The organism is Eubacterium ramulus ATCC 29099 (assembly GCF_000469345.1).
Classification (GTDB): domain Bacteria; phylum Bacillota; class Clostridia; order Lachnospirales; family Lachnospiraceae; genus Eubacterium_I; species Eubacterium_I ramulus.
The window spans coordinates 1-1,540 of the sequence record NZ_KI271156.1 but is presented as its reverse complement, the minus strand read 5'-3'; the positions used below and the strand labels follow the sequence as shown (position 1 = coordinate 1,540).

Below are 1,540 nucleotides of genomic sequence, written 5' to 3'. Positions count from 1 at the left end.
GAGACTGTAATTAATTCTGTGTAAACTCTAAAAGAGCTATATATCCTCTTGGATTGATGTTAAAATAAATATCAATTCAGGAGGATTTTTTTATGGCACGAAGAAGAAAAATGGATCCAGAACGCAAAGCGTTCATCAACAGCTTGTTGGAACACTATCAACCAAAGGATGCTCAGGATATCCAGGACATGCTGAAAGACCTGTTAGGCGAAACGCTGCAAGGTATGTTAGAAGCTGAAATGGATGATCACCTTGGATATTCCAAGTATGACTACAAGAACAAAGAGACAGACGATAGCCGTAATGGTTATAGTCCTAAAACTGTCACCTCTTCAATGGGAACGATCGATCTGGATATACCACGAGATCGAAAGGGAGAGTTTGAACCGCAGATTGTGAAAAAGAATCAGACAGATATCTCAAACATTGAAGATCAGGTACTTTCTATGTATGCAAAAGGAATGACGACAAGAGATATCTCCGCTCATCTCAAAGATGTTTATGGTGTGGATGCATCCGCAGAAATGATATCACATATGACAGATCGGATCCTTCCTATCGCAAAAGAATGGCAAAACCGGCCGCTGGAAAGAAAATATGCCATTGTTTTTATGGATGCGGTACATTTCCATGTTCGGGAGGACAATCGAACGGTAAAAAAGGCAGTTTACGTTGCTATAGGTGTTAAACTGAACGGAAAACGTGAGGTCCTCGGCATGTGGGTAGGAGGAAATGAAAGTGCAAAATACTGGTTGTCCGTCCTCAACGAGATAAAAAACCGAGGTGTAGAGGATATCATGATCGTATCTGTGGATGGATTGACCGGATTCGGGGATGCGATTCATGCAGTATTCCCACAGGCGGAGATCCAAAGGTGTATTGTGCATCAGATTCGTTATTCTACAAAATTTATCTCTTACAAAGATTTAAAACCATTTATGGCGGATTTAAAGCTGGTTTACAAAGCTGATACAGAAGATCTTGCACTCACAGCCTTGGAAGATCTGGAAGAAAAATGGGGCAAAAAATACCCTGCTTCCATTGGATCCTGGAGAAATAACTGGACACAATTATCCACATATTTTAAATATCCATCTGAGATACGTAAATTAATATACACTACAAATTCCATCGAAAATTTTAACCGCCAGCTACGCAAGGTTACGAAATCCAAGACTATTTTTCCGACCGATGATGCACTTTTCAAGATGCTCTATCTGGCAATGATGGATGCCACAAAAAAATGGACCGGAAAGGCTTGGGACTGGGGTCTGACACTGGATCAGTTATGCATCTATTTTGGGGATCGGATCCAGCCAGAGGATATCGATTAAGCACAGATTCAATCGCATATCAAGGGTAAATAAACGCCCGATTTTCTCGGGCGCCCTTGACATGCCATAGAATCCATGCTACTAAATAAACAACAGGCTGAACAGCAAAGTATGCCATTCAGCCCATTACATTATATTTTTGTATTCTATAAATCTATGATTTTATCATCAATCTGAGAGGTTTACACAGAATAATTTACACTACC

At 40.3% G+C, this 1,540-nt stretch carries 1 protein-coding gene; it reads left to right on the top strand.

Going from position 1 to position 1,540, the window contains the following annotated elements; translation table 11 throughout:
• The first annotated feature begins 110 nt into the window (after nt 1-110).
• Nucleotides 111-1,334 carry an IS256 family transposase gene (locus tag HMPREF0373_RS11265; RefSeq protein WP_404856553.1) on the top strand — a complete coding sequence of 408 codons (1,224 nt, stop codon included), beginning with the start codon at nt 111-113 and terminating at the stop codon, nt 1,332-1,334.
• Nucleotides 1,335-1,540 lie beyond the last annotated feature (206 nt).

Excerpts from the sequence above, each read along its gene's own strand:
- HMPREF0373_RS11265 (WP_404856553.1), top strand. The coding sequence starts at position 111 with ATGGATCCAGAACGCAAAGCGTTCATCAACAGCTTGTTGGAACACTAT.